Raw genomic sequence first — 19,749 nt, 5'->3', positions numbered from 1 at the left:
CTGTAATTGTGATTAAACCGAGAATTATAGCGAGTCGCTTTTCGTCATGAGTAATAGTAGAGTGAGTACTTATTAACAACCTGAAAAAAGTCTATTACCTGATAATTAGGTCAATAGCACCTATTGCAATGAATAAAGTCAACAATAAACGAGTGTATTTTTATGCATATTATCGCACTCCTAAAATCACGCTCCATCTGGAAGATTGCCCCTTTTGTAATTACGGTAGAGGGTTGCAAACCAATGTTTTAGGCAATGCTATGGGCCGCTGGCACGGCGGTTTTTTCTCTTATGAAGAGGCCAAAGATGCCGCCCAAAAGCTGGAGGAAAAATTGAAAACTGGCGCTGTAACCTGTAAAAGATGTCGGCCAGATACTCAAGCGAGTTCTTAAAATGCAGTATCCTCCGCTTCAATTAGGATTTAAAAGTCATATTGAAGCGGATCAATTATTTATACGTTAGCTGTATTGAGTGCTTTCCACCTGGTATATTTTTCACCAGAACGTATTGACTGTTACGTACTACTTGGAGCGTCGAAGCGTTTGCTTTACCATCAACTGTCAGGCGTTTCAAGCGTTTCCCGACTGGTAGAAGCTGGCGGAGATTGTATTGTTTTGACGCTCCGTCAATGGACAACGTAATGGTTTTGCGTTGCGGATTGTGCTGATAATCATAGTGAACGTATTTTCCAGATGGACCGTACGCAATAGTGATATCCGCTTCGTTTTTCCCAGCGGATAACCATCGCGGAGCCAGTTCAACCTGTTCGAACGAGTGGCCCAAATCGACTACACCAGCTAATCCTTCAACCATCGCGCTCATAATGGCCGCTTGTCCCCAGTTGTCGGGAATGCCTTCGTCAACCGTACCATCGGGTTTGTAGGATACGGGAAGTTTGCCACCGTGACTTTCATTTAACTCAATCATGCGTTTCAGAATATCTACGCCGTATTCTTCAAAACCATGCTGAAAAGCGGCTTTGGCAAGTTCTCCGCCAACAATGGTGTTGACACCTCCATTCATGTAGGAGCCCGGCAGATAATCCGCGTAACTGGGCTCAACTGGCGGATAGACGCCAAACCATTCCGCAAATGAATTTTCTACGTTTTTTTCTTTCAGACTCTGGTACGTTTGGATAATCGACTGAGCCATATCATCCGTCGGTAATCCCCGGTTGATGTCATACGGATTCGATAAACTCAGCGTGTTTTTCTGGTCCATGCTCAGATAGGAAGGGACCGGATCGTCGGGGACAAAGTGCGCGTAATATTTCCCGTTCCAGCAAAGATCATTCGTGCGTTTCCGAATGCCATCGGCCTGTTCCGTCCAATACGTTGCTTTTGCTACGTTTCCTAAAGCTGTATAAAGTTGGGCCAGTTGCCGACAGGCGGCATAGGTACCGCTGTTGTCACCATGCATAATGCCCATCGGTGTATTTTCGTCGATGTTGAAAATGCCAGTCTGTACATCCTTTCCCTGTTTTACATATTCGGCTCGCGTGGTGGGCAACTGCATAAAATCCCACGTATCGAGCGTGTAGCCGCGCTTCACGAGCTGGTATTTTTTGGACCAACGTAGCGGATCGGTCATCGAATAACGAATTCCTTTTTCAAGTCGGGGAATCCAGGTTTTTATGTAAGACGTATCACCACCGTTAGCCTGCCAGATGTAATGTCCGCCCTCGACCATTAAATACTCTAAATCAGCCTCAACTGGCAGCCGATGCATTTGAATGGTATCGCGGGCAAACACTTTCCAATATCGCTTTTCAAACAGATTGAGCCGGTGATTTTCCCGCGCTACCATCGGGTAGTAGTAATCGAAATACAGCCCTTCGGGCGTTTGCTGTTCGATGAAAAACTGCCAAAACGTACTGATATCCGGTTCCAGGTATTTCATGGCTTTCATTACGTGCACATGATCCCGAATCCATTGCACAAACTGTTTACGTTCCTTCCCGCCGAAGTGAACCGTTTTTCGATATTGGGTATGAATAAGTTGATCTTTCAGGCTATTGAAAAGCGTGCCATACTCATCAGTCCCTTTGCCAAACTGAGTTTGCTGCTGACCGAAGCTGATGGATAAGCTACTAATAACGAATGCGAAAAGTAGAAGGGCTTTATAAAGCGATTTCATAGTTCTTGATAGACTATAAACGAATTAGCTGCAAGTAAGACGATTACGATCAGGCCATTGTCCTGCCTTGTCGATGGTCAGGATAAAGCAGGATAAGTAAGCCATTCAGGACACGTTGTTTGCAACATGAATCTCATAAATCGGATGAATACGTTCGCATTTAGGTATAGAAAATACGCTCTGTTACTCGCTCTGGTAGTTACGTACATCACTAGCTATGCACAGTCAGCTACCTCGAATACAACTAGTGAAGCATCCAAACTGCCCTTGGCAAGCGAGCGAAATGAGATACAGCAGTTAGTGGCATATTTACGGACGTTGGCCGCAAACGAGAAAAATCCACTTCTGAAACGCCACTTCGAATCGGTTATCCTGATGAGCCTGGACTCGACGCACGGGTTACGTCCTGATGATAAACAAGTTAAGGCAGCCGTGGGTACACTGGCCTTTTTGCAGGGTGAAGGTGCAAAATGGGAAACATATCTTCAGGGCACCCGGCCCCTGATTATGGCCTTCAAATCCAAGGCTGATGGGAAAAATAGCTATTACTGGCTATTTCTGCCAAAAGGTTTTGCGACCAAGAAAACCGATTTTCCGTTTTACGTAGAACTGCATGGCAGTGGTGGTGGAACGAATAATCCGCCCTGGCACATGCTATACGACTATCTCCAGCCAAAGCCTGCGGGCGCTACAGCCCAAATGAGTCGCCGGGAAGGGTTTATGATTTTACCCTGGGGGCGGGGTGACAAAGGCTATCGCAACGTCGCCGAAACCGACATTTTTGAATGTCTACAAGATTTTGATAATCAATTCAAAACCGATCCGAAACGGCAATATCTATACGGATTCTCGATGGGTGGCGGTGGTACGTTCCGTATTGCTCAGAAAACGATGAACCGCTGGGCTGCCGTCGGAATGTACTCAGCCGCATTAGGCAAAAACGTGACCTATGATGAAGCTGCTAAATTTAAAAATGTGCCGGTTTGGATGGTTTGGGGCGAAAAAGAGTGGCTGAACGTAGAGAATCGCAAACTCAAAGATGACTTTCTGAAGGCGGGGGTAAAGCTGTGGTGGAAAGAAATCGAAGGCGTTGAACACAATTATCTCGGCGAGTATCAAGAACAGTTGATGGATTGGTTGAAGAGCAAAACGAAATGATAAAACATCGACGTAGTATAGTGCTGATGAAGTTTGTAATCTCCCTTTTATTGATTATTTGCTATCAATCGCTGCTGGCTCAGTCACCAAAATCGGCTGAAATAAAGCCGTTTAACGGCCGGCCGACACTGTTTGTGAATGGACAAGCGCAAACGCCAACGTTTTACGCGCTCACACACGCATACGGCGGACGTTGGTCGTGGGAGGAAGTGCCCGCCCGAAACCTGAACAACTTTTGCCAGATTGGATTCCGGCTGTTTCAGGTTGATTTGTGGTTCGAAGATATCTGGTATAAAAACGCCGATACGCTCGATATTCAGAAAGCACAACGACAAATTCGGGGCGTCCTTGATCAATGTCCAGATGCGGGCGTCGTGCTACGTATCCATGTAAACGCGCCCTTCTGGTGGAACAAAGCGCATCCGGAAGAATGCACCCAATATGCTGATGCGCACGTCGATACTACGTTGTTAGCCGGACCACCTTATCACAACGAAGAACACGACATTCATGCAGCTTTACGAGCCAGTCTGGCATCGACACGCTGGCGACAGGAATCTGGTCAGAAACTGTTTGAGTTATGCCAAAAACTCTCGAAAACGCCTGAAGGCAATGCCTTGATTGGTATGCACGTAGCGGGAGGCATTTATGGCGAATGGCATTACTGGGGCTTCATCGAACACGACCCGGATACAGGCCCGGCCATGACGAGCTACTTTCGCAACTGGCTTAAGACCAAATACAAAACGGTTTCGGCAATCCAAAAAGCCTGGCAATCGACAAGCACTACGTTCGATAATGCGACAGTACCCAACGTAGCCGAGCGACTCAAAACGCAGGATGGTTTTTTCAAAGATCCCGTTCAGGACCAACGTACCATCGATTACTTCACCGCCCAGCAGCAAGTTGTTGCCGATGATGCCATCTATTTCTGCCGCCTAGCAAAGGAAAACTGGCCCCGACCGCTGGTTACGGGTATTTTCTACGGTTACCTGCATATGACGTTTAATCGCCAAACTGTTGGTGGTCACCTGTTTATACAGCAAGTTCTCGATAGTCCGTACATCGACTATTTATCGGCCCCGCAAACGTACTGGCCCGATAGCCGAAAAGCGGGCGGCTCCGGAAATTCGCGCGGCATTATCGAATCGACTTTGCTTCACGGCAAACTCTGGTTCGACGAAATTGACAACGGCTATTTGTACAAGAATGATTTTGAAAACATACGCTACACTTCGCGCTACGACACTACCTATGCCAGTATCATGAAGCGTTGTGCACTATTGCCCCTGATGCGGGGAATTGGCTTCTGGTTCTATGATTTTGGTCCGCAGAAAGGCTTTGGCTGGTGGGACGATCCGAAGTATCTGACTGCTATGAAGGCCGAAAAAGAACTGTTCGAAAAACGGATTGCCGTTCCGTATCACTCTGAGGCTGATGTGCTTTATGTCTGGAGTCAGGATGTGTTTTATTATTTAAAATCGGCTCCGTTACCCATTACCGTCAACGTACTGGATCATTCCATTGAGCAGGCCATGCGTTCCGGCGCGGTTGGTGACCATGTCTACGATTTCGACCTAAATCGGGTCAATCTAGCTCAGTATAAAGCTGTGGTTTTCATGAATGTCTACAAACTGACGGAAGCGCAGCGAACATTCATCCAGAACAACGTAGCGAAAGGAGGACGTACCATCGTCTGGAATTACTTGACGGGCTATACGAACGGTGAACGACTCGATTTAGCCTTCGTGAAATCACTAACAGGAATGAATCTGGAACGTATCGACGGTAAACAAACGCCAAACGTTACGTTCCTAAAACCCGCTTACGACTACAAATTCAGCGGTCCGGTGGAGCCACTCGTGGCTGTGAATGACAAAACGGCCGAACCGCTGGCCGAATTGCAGACGAGCAAGCAAGTCATTATGGCCCGTAAAAAATTGAAAGAGTTTACGTCGATTTTCTGCGGATTGCCTCTTAACGGAACGGATGGATTTCGGGAAATTTTCAGGCAGGCAGGTTGTCACATCTACAACGAACGTAACGATTTTACCTACGCCAACTGCGGTTTGCTATTACTGCATACCAAAGATGGTGGCACGCGAACGCTACGTCTGAGAAGTGGAAAATCTATAACGATTCCGCTGGAACGCGGATCAACCTTACTTTTAGATGCCCAAACGGGCGATATTGTCTTAAAATAAGGTATGACATGACTCGAATTACCAAACTCATTTTCGGCATTGTAACGCTAATTGTACTCGCTGCCTTTAGTCGGATTCCGGTAAAGGACGTAGCGCCCTCGAGGCCGAACATCATCATTATCTTCTCCGACGACCATGCGCTGAAAGCCATTAGTGCGTACGGCAGCCCATATATCAAAACGCCCAATATTGATCGAATTGGGCGCGAAGGGGCTGTGTTCGAGAACATGTTCTGCACCAATTCAATTTGTGCGCCCAGCCGCGCTACGTTGCTGACGGGTAAATACAGCCACATGAACGGCCATCGCGACAATCAGGGAACCTTCGATGCCAGTCAGGCCATGTTCCCGAAGTATTTGCAACAGGCTGGCTATCAAACGGCCTGGATTGGTAAATGGCACCTGAAAGCTACTCCGCAATATTTCGATTTCTGGGAAGTTGTGCCCGGCCAGGGGCTGTATTACAATCCGAATTTCATTCAGATGGATGGCAAAACCGTTCGGAAAGAAGGCTATGCGACAAACGTAATTACTGACGATGCACTGAATTGGCTCGATAGCGGTCGCGATGCGTCGAAACCGTTCTGTCTGGTTATTGGTCACAAAGCACCCCACCGCGAATGGCAACCTGACACTACTGATTTACACGCGTTTGATGGCAAAACGTTTCCAATGCCAGCGACTTTTTACGATACGTATGAAGGCCGTAAAGCAGCTCAGCATCAGGATATGCAGATTGCGACGCCCACCATGCGACTCGTCCTCGACCTGAAAGTCGATATCGATACCATGCCGATTATCAAACGCATGAATCCGGCGCAACTCAAGGCTTGGAAAGCCTATTACGATCCACTCAATAAAGCATTTAAAGATCAAAATCTGACCGGTAAAGCGCTGGACAACTGGAAGTTTCAACGCTACATGCACGATTATCTGGCCTGCATTTTATCCGTCGACCGGAATGTAGGGCGTGTGCTGGATTACCTGGATAAGCACGGCATGAAAGAAAACACGCTGATTATGTATTCGTCGGATCAGGGCTTTTATCTGGGCGAACATGGCTGGTTCGACAAGCGGTTTATGTATGAAGAATCGCTCCACATGCCGTTGCTGGTACGTTATCCGCCCAAACTCAAACCCGGAACCCGAACGAAACAACTTTTCGTCAACACCGATTTTGCGCCAACGATTCTGCAAACGGCGGGCGTTCCAATCCCAGCCGATATGCAGGGGAAATCGTTTCTACCGCTACCCAAATCCGCCGAATCGCGAAAAGCCGTCTATTATCACTACTATGAATATCCGTACGACCATCGCGTAATGGCGCATTTCGGTATTCGGACGGAGCGCTACAAGCTGATTTATTTCTACGGAAATGGTGAATCCTGGGAGTTTTTCGACCTAAAAACCGATCCGAACGAAATGAAAAATGATTACACCAATCCTAAAAATCAGGCCATTATTAGCCAGTTGAAACGAGAGTTAAAAAAACTCACACAAGAATATAAAGATACCGAGGCCACCGATATGCTGGCGAAAGAGGACGTATGAAGAGAGGAATATCGACGGGTATTATCGTAGCTATAACCCTTGCATTTGGGTTCATCAACGTATTGCCAGACCCACACGATCCACGGGCAGCGCTGGCAACGATGCAGGTGCCCAAAGGGTTTATAGTTCAGCAGTTTGCTGCCGAACCGCTGGTGACGAATCCAACCAATATGGACGTGGATGAGCGCGGACGCGTTTGGGTGACCGAATCACATAACTACGACGTAGCACCCGCTGAATTCGACAAAAAAGGCGACAAGGTCGTCATTCTGGAAGACGCAAACGGCGACGGTCGAGCCGATAAACGTACCGTTTTCTTCGAGCATCCTGGTATGAAATCGCCAATGGGTCTGCTGCTGGCCGAAGACCGCGTATATCTGGCGCAGGCTCCCTATTTGCTGATGTTGGTCGATACCAATCACGACGATCACGCTGACCGTATCGATACGTTGTTTTCGGGATTCGGAGCGCGCGATCATGGCATCCACGCACCTTTCTGGGGACCCGATGGTAAACTCTATTTTTCGATGGGGAACAATGGTGGAGAAGTCCGCGACCAACATGGCAAACTTGTCATCGACGTAGCAGGTAACCCCGTAAACGGCAAAGGGAATCCATACCGTAACGGCCTGATTCTACGCTGCAATCCCGACGGTAGCCAACTGGAAACCATCGCGCATAATTTCCGAAATCACTACGAACCAACGCTGGATTCGTTCGGCAATCTTTGGGTGTCGGATAACGATGATGACGGCAACCAGTCCGTCCGGATTGACTACGTCATGGAATACGGCAACTACGGTTTTGCCGACGAAATGACCGGAGCCGCCTGGACTGCCTCGCGCACCAATTTGGAGAAAACCGTTCCCGAACGGCACTGGCATCAGAACGACCCTGGCGTTATTCCAACCATGCTGATCACGGGTGCGGGTTCACCAGCGGGTTTGTGTGTGTACGAAGGAACCCAATTTTCGATTTTGTATCAAAATCAATTGCTTCATGCCGAAGCGTTGTACAACGTAGTCCGTTCATATACAACGCAAAAACAAGGTGCTGGCTATAAAGCTACTATTCATAACGTATTGAAAAGCAGCCAGCAATGGTTCCGTCCGGTTGATGTGAGCATAGCGCCCGATGGTTCAGTAATGGTAGCCGACTGGTACGACCCCGGTATCGGCGGAGGCACTGCCGCTGATGCAAATAAAGGCCGGATCTACCGGGTAAGTTATGGCGGCAAAGCGACCTATCGCACTCCGAAACTTCGCTTCAATACACCCGAATCCGCCACTGAAGCGCTGAAAAGTCCGAACTGGGCAGCACGTCGGAAAGCCTGGGTGAGTTTGCAAAAAATGGGGAGCAAGGCAGAAAGTAGTTTGCAGAAATTGTATCAATCGACGAATCCGGTTTGGCGAGCGCGGGCGTTGTGGTTGTTAACAAAATTGCCATCAACGGGCGATTCCTATTTAAAACAAGCGCTACGTGATCCCAACCCTGATCTACGTATCACTGCCTTGCGAACAGCTCGACAGCGGGAAAGTTTTCCGTTTGAATTGTGTGCTACGTTGGCCAAAGACCCAGCGCCCGAAGTCCGTAGAGAGTGGGCGATTGCGTTACGTTTCCTGAAAACGCCCGAAGCGGCTGAATCGTGGGCGACGCTGGCGATGCAGCATACAGGCAAAGATCGCTGGTATCTGGAAGCACTCGGCATCGGCTCCGACCTGAGTGCCGATGCTTGTTTTGATGCCTGGCAACGGAAAGTTGGAGCCAACTGGAATAAACCCGCTGGTCGTGCTATTGTCTGGCGGAGTCGTTCGGCAAAAGCCTTGCCATTATTAGGACAACTTATTCGGCAAACCCCCGACGTATCCGAAACGCTACGCTATTTCCGAGCCTTCGATTTTCATCGATCGCCGGATAAAAACGACGTATTACGTTCACTCTTGACCGATTCTCGCCCTGATATTCAGCGACTGGCGCTGGAACATATGGACGGAAACAATGTAGCACGTAACGAAATCCTGAACCAGTCGCTCGAAGCAGCGTTAAAAACAGCTGGTCAAACCGAAAGCTACGTGCATCTGGTCGAGAAATTTCACCTGACCGATAAACGCGATCAACTGCTCAATCTGGTACGCTGCTGCGCTGCCCGACAGGTCGGTGTTGAAGCCATGCAACTACTCTGGAAATTCGGTGAGAGAGAATTCGTTAAGCAGCAATTGCACGACGATACCACCGCCGAAGCAATCATGACAGCGCTCAAAGGCAACGGAAGTCCTGATGCGCTGGCGTTGCTGAGTGGCGTAATGCTGGATGAGTCACGCCCAGTCGAACTTCGCAAAACAGCGGTTCGCTTATTGGGAAGTAGTTGGGTTGGCGAACGCGCCTTGCTCGATGAAGTGAAGAAAAAAACGTTTCCCGACGCATTAAAACCGACCGCCAGTAGCGTATTGTTCGGGGCTTTCCGTAACGAAATCAAGCGTGAAGCAGCCGACTATTTGCCCAAACCCGCCGGTAAAAATGGGGAACCGTTGCCACCCGTTTATCTACTCGTCCACGAAAACGGTGTCGCCAGCAAGGGGAAAACGATTTTTGCGCAAAACTGCCAACCCTGCCATCGGGTACAGCAATCAGGTGCTTTATTCGGTCCCGAACTTTCTAAAATTGGCGCAAAACTTTCCAATGAAGGCTTATTTCGTGCCATTCTTTATCCCGATGAAGGTATTAATTACGGCTACGAAACGTATCAAATTCATACCCGCGACGGTGGTCAACTCATGGGTCTGCTCAGCAGTGAATCGAATGATGAATTGGTACTGAAATTACCCGGTGGTGTCACGCAAACGCTACGTAAAGCTGATATTCAATCAAAAGCCAAAGCACCCCGGTCGATGATGCCGTCTTTTGGCGAAGCGCTCTCTAAGCAGGAACTGGTTGATCTAGTGACGTATCTGTCGACATTGAAGTAAACCGAACCGTTGATGTTCGGTACGTACTTTCTGCATTTAGTCGTATTTTTGATCTATATTAATTACTACGTTTATGGACCGAATTATTCTTGAGGTAGCTAACGACACGGCTCGCAAATGGCGTTATAGCAATCCACAAATTCGACAACGTATCTCCGAAAAATTTGACCAGCTTCTAAATGATTTATTAGATAAGCAGGAAGACGACCTCTGGCCTTTTTTGGAAAAAATACGGGCTGAAGCCGAAGAAAAAGGATTTTCTGACGAAATACTGGCGCAAATTCTGAATGAAATGTAAATTCGTTTTTGATGCCAATACACTTATTAGCGCGGCTTTATCCCCATTATCAACCAATGCTCAGGCACTGAAAAAAGCGGACTCGATTGGTCAAATTGTCTATTCAAATGAAACGTGGCTCGAATTTCTCGATGTCTTGTTCAGAAGTAAATTTGATAAATATTTCAGTTTGGCAGCACGGGAGGAAATTGCAGACCGATTTTTAAGTCGATTTCATGAAATTCAGGTAACTGAAACCGTGCCCGCTTGTCGTGACCCAAAAGATGATAAGTATCTAGCTCTTGCCTTAACCGCTCAAGCTTCCTGCATTATCAGTGGCGATGAAGATTTATTGATTTTGCACCCCTTCCAAAAGATTCCTGTACTGAAAGCCACTGACTTCCTTCAGCTATTTTAGCCACTTCAGAAGTCACTTATACCTTCATCAAAAACTCCTGTGGCGCTTTGCCAAACTCTTTTTTAAAGCATCGACTGAAGTAAGCCGGATCGTTGAAGCCGACTTGCCAGGCTACTTCCGATACGTTATAATGACCACTTTCCAGCAATTGAATTGCTCGTTTCAGCCGCACTTGCCGGATAAATTCCGCACCCGACAGGTTGAGAATGCTTTTTAGTTTCCGATAGAGTTGCATCCGACTCATGTTCATTGCTTCTTCCAGTTGCTCTACGTCGAAATGAGTGTCGTCGATATGGGCTTCGATGATGGAAATGGCTTTCTGGATGAACAATTCTTCCATAGGAGGCAGTTGAACGTCGGAAGGAGAGGCCAGTATTTTTTTCTGCCAGGTTTCACGGAGTAACTGACGGTTTCGGATCAGACTTTTAATTTTTGTTTCCAGAATCGACAGATTGAACGGTTTGGTCATGTAATCGTCAATACCCGTGCCGAAAGCCATAATCTGACTCTGGTTAGCCGCTCGCGACGTCAGTAGCAGAAACGGAATATGACTGGTTTTTTCGTTAGATCGAATTGCCTGACAAAGTTCGGTTCCGTCCATTTCGGGACCGGCCTGGACTGGCATCAGCCAGTCTGACAGAATCAGATCGGGAATGTGCTTCTGCGCCAGTGAAATAGCTTGCTGACCGTTAGCAGCAGTTAGTACGTGATACGTTCCTGAGAAACTTTCTTTCAGGTACTGCCGAAGTTCCTCATTGTCCTCAACCACCAGCAAAATTGGTAGCGCTTTGGTGGGTAACGTAGTGACTTGCTCTGGCAACGTAGTGGGTAACAACGGCTGAATGGATTCTGTGAGAATCTCATGCAATTGCGAAACCCACTCAGACGGAAATGCCTGCGCATCGAGCGGCAACGTAACAGTGAACGTAGTACCCACGTTTTCAGTGCTTTCAATGGTAATACTTCCTTTGTGCAGTTCAACCAGCTCGCGAGTGAGCGCAAGGCCAATACCGCTACCCGATTTCTTTTGCGTATGCTGTTCGGCCACCTGATAAAACCGCTCGAAAATATGTGTTTGCGCTCCCGGCGAAATACCAATTCCCGTATCAGTTACGGTAATACATACGCTTTTTTCGGCTGGCATAAACGCCAGATTTACCCGAATTTCTCCACCCTGTGGCGTAAACTTGAACGCATTAGAGAGCAGATTATAAATCACTTTCTCAACAATATCTGCATCGAAAAAACCATCGAACGTATCAAAATTGCTCCTAAACGACAGCGTAATTCGTTTGCTTTCAGCCAGCTCATCAAAATAATGAACGATCCGTTCCACAAATGGAACAATATCGTTACGACTAATATCGGGCACTAAACTCTGGCTTTCCAGCTTCGATAAATCCAATAACTGGTTAATTAAACGTAGTAATCGCTGAGCGTTACGTTGGATGGTTTGAAACTGGTGTTGAAGCCGATCGCCAAAGGTTGGTTCTGAAACAAGTTTGTCTAAGGGCGTCAGAATCAGCGTTAAAGGCGTTCGAAACTCGTGCGAGATATTGGTAAAGAAACTGGTTTTGGCATCGTCGAGTGCTTTGATTGACTCTGCTTCTAGTTGCTTAATACGTATATCGGCTTTCAATTGCTCCCGAATTTTGACAATTCGACGGAAGGTCAGCAAGGCGCTCACAAACAATAATCCATACAACAGATACGCCCACCACGTCCGGTACCAGGGCGGCAGTACAGTTATCTGCACAGTTTTGGGCTGGCTCCACGCACTGTTTCCAATAGCGGCTTTAACCAGAAACTGATAATCCCCTTCACGCAGGTTGGTGTACGTAGCTGACCGTTGCGAGCCAACATAGTTCCAGTCATTGTCGAAACCCACAAGTTGATACGCATACCGGATGTTACGGTGCGGCAGAAACGACAACGCCGTAAAATCGATGGTAAAAACTGACTGGAAAGGATGGAAAACCAGTTTCGTTACGTCGGTCATATCCAGCTGTGTTGGCGCATCGCTATCGGCAGGATTGATTGGGCGGTTAAAGAGTTTTATATCAGAAAGATAAACCAGCGGGGGCGTTGTGTTCGACCGTACCCGTTTGGGACGGAAAACGACTAGCCCTTGCATATTCCCAAAAGCTAGTTCACCAGATGGTAGTCGCGTGCAGGCATCGGGCAAAAACTCTTTACCAATCAGGCCATCGCTCTGATCATAATTTTCAATGGAATGGGTTTTCGGATTGAAGCACGAAATACCGCCATTCGTCGATAGCCAGAGGTTTTGTTGATCATCTTCGAGAATACTGGCGATGAAATTATTGGCCAGCCCGTCTTTAGTTGTCCACGATTGGAATGTTTCGGTGCGAGCATCGAACAACTGAAGTCCATTGCCGTTAGTGCCAACCCAGAGTCTTTTTTGCGCATCAATATAAAGGGCCGTAATGCTGTTGCTGCCCAGCGCTACTGGTTTATCGCTACTGGAAAAATGGCGAATCTTCTCCGTTTTTCGATTCCAACGTAGCAACCCTGAATTATACGTACCAATCCACAAATTTTCCGACGCATCTTCGACTAATACGTTAAGATCGAACTTTTGAAAAATTTGCGTTAACGCATTACTCATGACCGGTTCTAACTGACCGTTTTTTTCATCGAACAGATACAATTCCCGTTCATGACTTCCAATCCATACCCGACCCGATTTCGATGCAGTAAACGCTTTCACCGACTTACTTTTACCCGGCAACAAAAACGGCGTAAACCGATTCTGGTCAGGATTGTACAGCGAAAATCCGGCTGTCCAGGTGCTGATCAGTACGTTGCCGGTTGGCGTTCGGAATAATACATTAACGTCGTTGGCTTTTAACGGCGAATTGGCCGACGTAAACCGACGAGATTGTTGTCGGTTGGGTGAAATGGCGGTTAATCCTTTGATGGAACTCGCCCACAGATTGCCCAGACGGTCATACGTAACAGCGGTGACCCGGTCGGCCAGCAAACTTTGTGGATTGTGGGGTTCGTGTCGGAACGAACTGAACCGCTCGGGTTGGGCGTAACGAATGTTAAGGCCGCCCTGCCAGGAGCCAATCCAGAGATTTCCGTCGGCATCGCAAAGCCCTCGTTTTAAGGCGTGTGTGCTCAGGCTATGACTGTCCTCGCTATCGGGCAGCAGATAAACTTTCCGGTCGGAATTGCCCTGTGGGTAAAACCAGGCTCCGTAATCGGTCATTACCCAGAGATTGCCCGCTTTATCGTCGATTACGTCAGTGATGACATTGACGGTTTCATACACACCGGGCTTGATAAATTCCTGACGAAATTGTTTTGTATCTGGCTCAAACTGGAATAGCCCGCGCCCATGCGTACCCACCCAAAAACGACCCAGATGATCTTTTTTGATGACATTAATAGAGCGATGGTGAGCGGCTACGTCGGCTGTAAAGGGTATGGCATATGAGGCTAATTCGCCCGTTTGAGGGCCGAATGCCAATACTGTTCCTTGTGTTGTACCAATCCATAATTGCCCAGCTTCATCCCGATACAAGGCCGTGACCGACGTACCGATTCGGGCATCAGCATAACGGTCAACTTTTTGCGTCGCATAATCATAATAGAATAATCCCTTTTCTGCCGTACCAATCCAGAGCCGATTATTAGCTTCGGCAAAACAGGAAATACTGACTTGACTATCAGGAGTTCCTGGTGTTAGCAACGGAAAATGGTCAAACGTTTCGCCATCAGGACGTAGCCGACACAGGCCGTTATTACGCGGCCCTACCCAAATTGTGTTATGCTGATCGGCGTAGAGTGCTGCGATGTTGCTGATTGGCAAACTATTCTTCAGACCTGGCTGACGCCGAAACACTTTAAAACTGTATCCGTCGTACCGATTGAGTCCATCGGACGTAGCCATCCAAATAAACCCTTTTTTATCCTGCACAATCGCCCAAACCGTACTCTGCGACAAGCCATCCGCCGTAGTCAGGTGCTCAAACGAGACCTGTCCAAAGACTGGTACAACTAAAAACAGAATCAAGAAAAGCGACTTCAGTACGCGCATACCTATGACAGAATAGGACAAAGGTATCTTTTAATGATACCAATTTTCGTGTCAGAAAGCTAAATATTTATCCCAACGACACGTATGAATCAGCCTTACTCTATTCCCAGAAATCTGGTAATGGCAGTGATCTTGCTACTCCTTTTCAGTAGCGCCTATGCACAAACCAGGACCATAAAAGGGAAGGTTCTCGACGCGGGCAACAGCACACCCTTGCCGGGTGCCAATATCGTAATTGCCGGTTCGGTGCAAGGGACAACCAGCGATGCTAATGGTAATTTTAGTCTGTCGGTACCTAACTCCGCGCAGCAATTCGTCGTCTCCTTTGTCGGATACATTAAGAAAGAAGTGCCGATCACCAATGCTAATGATTATACCATTTCCCTTGCGGCCGAAGAAGGTTCGCTGAGCGAAGTTGTAGTTATTGGGTATGGTTCGCGGGAGAAAAAAGATCTGACGGGAGCTATCTCAACGGTTTCTTCCAAAGAAATCAGTAAGAGCGTTGCGCAGGCGCCGGAACTGGCCATGCAAGGCCGGATGGCGGGCGTGTACGTATCGACACCAGGAGGTAGTCCACTGGCGCGTCCGCAGGTACGTATCCGGGGGGTTAGTACGTTCGGGAACGCTGAGCCGCTTTACGTAGTGGATGGTATTCCGCTGACGGAATATGGTTCGGGAACGGATAATGCCAGTGGTTCGGTCACCCGCGACATTCGGGGGAATGTGAATGTATTGTCGATGATTAACCCCAACGATATTGAGTCGATGTCTGTGCTGAAAGATGCGTCGGCAGCGGCTATTTATGGGGTAAGGGCCGCCAACGGCGTAGTCCTGATTACGACCAAGAAAGGAGCGCGCGGTGCACCAAAAGTCGACGTATCGATTTCGCACAGCATTCAGAACGTAACGAAGAAACTGAATATGCTCGACGTACCGCAATTTGTGGCGCTCTACCGCGAAGCCTACGCCAATAACCCCAACGAAGCCAAGAACTTACCCGTACAATTCGACCCCACCAACGCGGCTTATCTAGGCAATAAACCCACTGCCGACTGGCAAACGCCCTTATTGAACAAAAACGCTCCCAATACGGACTACAGCCTTCGGATTTCGGGCGGTAACGATGCGACGCGGTACTACGTATCGGCAGGGTATACGAATACCGAAGGGCCTCTGATTCAGAACAGTTTAAAGCGGTATTCGCTGGCTACGAACGTCGATACGAAAGTGTCGAAATATCTGTCGGCCGGATTAACGTATCGGCTGGCATACTCTGAAGCGGTTGACAACACGCCAAGCGCGTTACAGTATGCGGCTGAAACGTCGCCCTGGCAGCAGATCTACGATCCCAACGGGCCGTTGGGTTACGCGCCATCTGTCAATTTAACTTTCAAGCCGAACCCCGAATTAGGAACACCCGTTACGTCGCGGCCGCAGTATTTGCCTTCTATTCCGCCTTTCGTTGTCGACGCCACTACGTTGCTATGGGGGCCGGAAACGAACAACAACCTCTACGGTATGGTCGCTACGTCCGACCGAACTTATTCGCTGCTACGGAATATCGGAACGGCGTTTGTGCAGGTTGAGCCGATTCTGGGATTGAAATTCAAAGGTACGCTCAGCGTCGACTGGTATTATAACCGACGTAACGACTGGACAGCGGTCAATAATTACCTCTTCCTGCAAAATCCCGGTAACCCGTATTCGGTGGGTGATGGCACCTCAAAAGGAACCTATGGTGAGCGGCATTCGCGAAATGCCAACATTGTTAAAGAGTTCAGTATCAATTATACAAAGTCGTTTGGCGATCATAATGTCGATGTGTTGTTGAACGCGATGGACCAGAAGTACACGTATGAGTTTTTGCAGGGTGGCGCGTCGCAGATTCAGTACGCCCAGCCAGAATTTCGAAGCCTGACGAACATACAACCGTATACCAATGTCAGTTCGTTTCGCGACCAAAACGCGTTGCAAGGGTATTTGGGACGCGTGAGCTATAACTACGCCAGCCGGTACTACGTTGATGCAACGGTTCGTCGGGATGGGGCTTCGCGGTTTGCGCCGGGTTATAAATGGGGTACGTTCCCGGCGATTTCGCTGGCCTGGCGGATCAGTGCTGAGCCGTTTATGAAAACCGCTACGTTCATCGATGACCTAAAAATTCGCGGGGGCTGGGGCAAGCTGGGTAATCAGGAAACGCGCTCGTTTGCGTATCTATCACTCGTTTCTGATGCGCCCGATTACGCACTGGGTTCGGGGAATGGAAACGGGATTGGTACGTTGCTGAACGGCACGTCGCTGCCTGATTTTCCAGTGCAGGATTTGACCTGGGAAATCGGCAAAACGACCAGTTTAGGTTTTGATGGATCGTTCCTGAAAGGGAAACTGACGGCTACGGTTGAATATTATAATCGCCTGACTTCCGGGATTTTGCAGGCTGCAAACCTGGCCGCTAGCGTGGGTAATCAGAACCAGCCGATTCTAAACATTGCCTCGGTACGGAACAGCGGGATGGAATTTCAGCTTGGCTACAACGGTACGGTGGGCAAAGATTTTCGGTACAACATTTCCGGTAACCTGACCACGGTGAAAAATCGCGTCGAGTCGACATTCCAGAATCTTCCCTTCGGAAACGAGTATGGACGTATCGAAGTGGGCCAGCCAATGAATTATCTGTGGGGGTATAAAAAAGGTGGCATTTTCCAGAATCAGGCCGAAATCGATGCGTGGAAGGCCAAAAATTCGGATGCAATCAACAACAACAATTTCGCGCCGGGCGATATGTATTTTCAGGATGTGTATGGCGATCCGAAAGATGCCGGACAAATTCGTTCGGAAACGCCCGATGGCAAAGTGAACACCAACGACCGGACATTCCTGGGTAGCAGCATTCCCGGATATTATTACGGATTTAGCCTGGGCGGCAGCTTCAAAGGCTTCGATCTGTCGATTTTCTTTCAGGGAGTTGGTGATGTGTATCGCTACAATAGCTGGCGGGCGGCTGGTGAAAACATGAGTGGCGCAGGTAGTAATCAATGGACAACCACCCTGAATCGCTGGACGGCGCAAAATCCATCCACCACGATGCCTCGCGCCGTTCGCTCAGACCCAGCTGGGAACAACCGTTTTTCTGACCGCTTTGTCGAAAGTGCCGCTTTCCTGCGCCTGAAAAACGTGCAGTTAGGCTACTCACTTCCTGCTTCGCTGACACGCTCGCTTGGTTTCATAAACGGCCTACGTGCCTACGTAGGCGCAACGAACCTGTTTGTCGTTACGCCGTGGACAGGTCTTGATCCTGAGGATATTGACCGGGGCGGCAGTGATTTGATTCCGCCGGTACGTTCGATCACCATGGGTATTTCGGCTACTTTCTAACTCCTGAACATGAAAAAATATTCGATAATCGTTGTCTTGACCGTCGTTTTTACGACACTATTTTACGCAAGTTGCAGCGAGAAAAACCTCGACCTGCAACCGCTCTCACCAACCGAAGCGTCATATTTCACCGAAGAATCTGATTTTAACAAGACGGTGCTGGGTGTATATGCCAAACTGACTGATTATTACTGGTTTAATGCGGGTTCGCCTATACAAGGTTTCTGGCAGTTACCGGGCGATGATATTACGTCGACAGGTACGTATGCATTCGAGATTTTTGGTACGTTACAGCCTTCAACGGGTCAGAATCAGGTATTTTATCGGACTGCTTATCAGTTAATTAGCCGGGCTAACACGGCGTTACAGAAACTGGATGCCGAAAAAGGTATTATCAAAACGGCTAATCTAAAAAACTGGCTTCGTGGTGAAACGCTTTTTCTGCGCGGCTACACAAATTTTCTGCTCTGGAATTACTACGGTACGTCGCCGTTGATTACAGAACGGATTCAGACGCCGGATAAAATCACTCCGCCGAGTTCAAAAGATACTGAACTGCTCGATCAGGCGATTAAAGACCTCACCGATGCTGCTACGTTATTGCCTGCCACCTGGGATGCTGCTAACCGTGGGCGCGTGACCAGCAATTCGGCGAATGGACTGTTAGGGAAAGCGTTGGTATTCAGAGCATCGGCCAAGAAGGCAGCGGCTGATTTTACGGCGGCCATTACGGCATTCAACAAAATATCGGGTGTTAGTCTGGTGCCGAATTTCAACGATAATTTCGATGTAAAAACCGAGAACAATGCCGAATCGCTGTTTGAATTTCAAGCTTCGCAACCCGATTTTGACAACGTGTGGCTGGCCAATGATTTTCAGCGGAACGGCGTCGGTTCTACGTCGGCGTTCTGGGGTTGGTACGAAAATAGCTCGCAGTTAGGCGGCCAAGCGCCTTATATCGCTACGCAGAAATTAGCGCAAGCCTTCGATGCTGGCGACCCACGTATTACTTCTACGTTTGAACCGCAAACTCTTAAGTTCTACAAGTACTGGCATACGGGCGATCAGAAATCGCAGTCGGGCGTAGCGTCGGTCAATAATCCTCGCATTCTTCGCTATGCCGACGTACTGCTGCTGAAAGCTGAAGCGATTCTGGAATCAGGTGGTTCGACAACGGAAGCGATTGGTTTGATCAATCAGGTACGTACTCGTGCTAGGGAAATGGTAAAAGGCGGTACATCGCCCGCTAATTTCGCGGCTACCGAAACCGACAAAGCCAAAATTTTCGACTGGATCATGGGCGAACGCTTACGTGAATTAGCCGGAGAAGAAGGCAGCCGCTGGCTCGATTTACGTCGTTGGCATATGGCTGGTAAAATCAATCTGGCTTCCTTTAACTGGAGTTCAGCCCGTACCGACGTAGCCTTCAAGGTGGAAAAAAATCTGTACTACCCCATTCCTGACATCGAGACGAATCTTAATCCAAATGTCAAGCAGAATCCGGGGTATTAATATACGAAAAACATTACCTCCCGTTGCTGTGTCCTCACAGCGACCTATGCGTCAGCAATACATTATCTACCGCATAAGTTGCTGTGA

General features: G+C 48.3%; 11 protein-coding genes. 9 read left to right on the top strand and 2 right to left on the bottom strand.

Features of this window, described 5'->3' with window-relative positions:
• Positions 1 to 128 precede the first annotated feature (128 nt).
• A complete protein-coding gene (locus ACYVF1_RS12030; RefSeq protein WP_461078959.1) occupies positions 129 to 392 on the top strand; it encodes a hypothetical protein in 264 nt (87 codons plus the stop codon).
• A 55-nt stretch (positions 393 to 447) separates the two neighbouring features.
• On the opposite strand, the gene ACYVF1_RS12025 is transcribed toward ACYVF1_RS12030, so the two are convergent.
• Entirely contained in the window at positions 448 to 2,136 is a 1,689-nt protein-coding gene (locus ACYVF1_RS12025; RefSeq protein ID WP_461078957.1) for a glucosidase family protein, read from the bottom strand.
• A 126-nt stretch (positions 2,137 to 2,262) separates the two neighbouring features.
• On the opposite strand from ACYVF1_RS12025, the gene ACYVF1_RS12020 reads away from it, so the two are divergent.
• The 6 genes from ACYVF1_RS12020 (at position 2,263) to ACYVF1_RS11995 (ending at position 10,709) form a co-directional block, all read left to right on the top strand.
• Entirely contained in the window at positions 2,263 to 3,294 is a 1,032-nt protein-coding gene (locus ACYVF1_RS12020; protein ID WP_461078955.1) for a hypothetical protein, read from the top strand.
• Positions 3,291 to 5,498 (top strand): hypothetical protein, encoded by a 2,208-nt coding sequence (locus ACYVF1_RS12015; protein WP_461078953.1) that lies wholly within the window; start codon positions 3,291 to 3,293, stop codon positions 5,496 to 5,498. The genes ACYVF1_RS12020 and ACYVF1_RS12015 overlap by 4 nt, the downstream gene beginning before the upstream one ends.
• An 8-nt stretch (positions 5,499 to 5,506) precedes the next feature.
• Positions 5,507 to 7,048, top strand: coding sequence for a sulfatase family protein (locus tag ACYVF1_RS12010; RefSeq protein WP_461078951.1), 1,542 nt, complete (start codon positions 5,507 to 5,509; stop codon positions 7,046 to 7,048).
• Complete coding sequence (locus tag ACYVF1_RS12005; RefSeq protein WP_461078949.1) at positions 7,045 to 10,014, top strand: PVC-type heme-binding CxxCH protein; 2,970 nt, start codon at positions 7,045 to 7,047, stop codon at positions 10,012 to 10,014. Before ACYVF1_RS12010 ends, ACYVF1_RS12005 begins: the two co-directional genes overlap by 4 nt.
• Positions 10,015 to 10,087: 73 nt before the next feature.
• Complete coding sequence (locus tag ACYVF1_RS12000) at positions 10,088 to 10,312, top strand: hypothetical protein (RefSeq protein WP_461078947.1); 225 nt, start codon at positions 10,088 to 10,090, stop codon at positions 10,310 to 10,312.
• Entirely contained in the window at positions 10,302 to 10,709 is a 408-nt protein-coding gene (locus ACYVF1_RS11995; protein ID WP_461078945.1) for a putative toxin-antitoxin system toxin component, PIN family, read from the top strand. The genes ACYVF1_RS12000 and ACYVF1_RS11995 overlap by 11 nt, the downstream gene beginning before the upstream one ends.
• Before the next feature lie 16 nt (positions 10,710 to 10,725).
• Here the strand turns inward: ACYVF1_RS11995 and ACYVF1_RS11990 are convergent, their stop codons facing one another.
• Positions 10,726 to 14,775, bottom strand: a complete 4,050-nt coding sequence (locus ACYVF1_RS11990; protein WP_461078943.1) for a two-component regulator propeller domain-containing protein — start codon at positions 14,773 to 14,775, stop codon at positions 10,726 to 10,728.
• 84 nt (positions 14,776 to 14,859) lie between these two features.
• Here ACYVF1_RS11990 and ACYVF1_RS11985 point away from each other — a divergent pair, with 84 nt between their 5' ends.
• Positions 14,860 to 18,150, top strand: coding sequence for a SusC/RagA family TonB-linked outer membrane protein (locus ACYVF1_RS11985; RefSeq protein WP_461078941.1), 3,291 nt, complete (start codon positions 14,860 to 14,862; stop codon positions 18,148 to 18,150).
• 9 nt (positions 18,151 to 18,159) lie between these two features.
• A complete protein-coding gene (locus ACYVF1_RS11980; RefSeq protein WP_461078939.1) occupies positions 18,160 to 19,662 on the top strand; it encodes a RagB/SusD family nutrient uptake outer membrane protein in 1,503 nt (500 codons plus the stop codon).
• The last annotated feature ends 87 nt before the right edge of the window (positions 19,663 to 19,749 follow it).

The organism is Spirosoma flavus (genome assembly GCF_054778555.1).
Note: the sequence above shows the minus strand (reverse complement) of the source record. Positions and strands in the feature narration are given on the sequence as shown.